We start from the raw sequence: 983 nt of genomic DNA, 5'->3' as shown, positions 1-983 counted from the left end.
GAACATACAGATGAGGATACTGATGCTGAAACAGAGGAAGACCACGACCACGAGGGCCACAGTCACGAAACGGACCCACACACTTGGTTAGACCCTGTCAATGCGGTCACTGAAGCACAGACAATTGCCAATGCATTAACGGAAGCAGATCCTGATAACGCTGAAACTTACCAAGAAAACGTGGGACAATTTGCTAGCGATATGATGGCCGTTCATGATGAATACGCCAGCCTATTTGAATCAGCAGAAACTAAAACTTTCCTTACCCAACACGCAGCCTTTGGTTACCTAGCAAACCGCTACGGTCTACACCAAGCAGCAGTTACAGGTGTGACGGATTCAGCTGAGCCATCGCCTAAACGTATTGCAGAAATCGTTTCTTATATGCAAGAAAACAATATTTCAGTAATTTACGGTCAAGCCGGTGGTGCTACTGAAATTGCGACCACTATCGCGTCAGAAGTGGGCGGTACAGTAGGTGAATTGCAGTCAATGGAGAGTGTTGACACTAGTCAATATCCAGCTGACGGCCACGGCTTTATCGCTATTATAAAAGCCAATCTTGAAAGTTTAGCCGAAGGCGTTCAATAAATAGTTTAACCATTAAGAAAAGGAGGGATACCATGCACTACATTGAGGTGAAAAATTTAGGCTTTTCATGGGATAACGAACCCGTATTAAACGACATTTCCTTTACCGTAGACCAGGGTGAATTTGTCATCCTCACTGGGGAAAACGGCGCCGCCAAATCAACCTTATTACGCAATATACTTGGCCTTTTGTCACCTGATCAAGGGTCCGCTACAATTTCTAAAACCAATACTTCTGGTCAAAAATTACAAATTGGCTATGTGCCACAAACTTTGAACAGCTTTAATGCTGGTTTTCCAAGTACAGTCTATGAATTTGTGGCTTCTGGTCGTTTCCAACAAGATCGTTGGTTTAAAAAACTAGATGACAACGACAAATTACATATCGAAAGA

At 43.2% G+C, this 983-nt stretch carries 2 protein-coding genes; both read left to right on the top strand.

What is annotated here, in order from left to right; genetic code table 11:
- On the top strand, positions 1-591 hold a 591-nt coding region (locus tag ACRCJ0_RS15475; protein WP_431391080.1), incomplete at its 5' end, for a metal ABC transporter solute-binding protein, Zn/Mn family.
- 32 nt (positions 592-623) lie between these two features.
- Positions 624-983 (top strand): ATP-binding cassette domain-containing protein (locus ACRCJ0_RS15470; RefSeq protein WP_431391079.1); only part of this gene is annotated, 360 nt, incomplete at its 3' end.

The organism is Aerococcus sp. L_32, from assembly GCF_050689315.1.
This window is presented reverse-complemented; position numbering and strand designations above follow the sequence as displayed.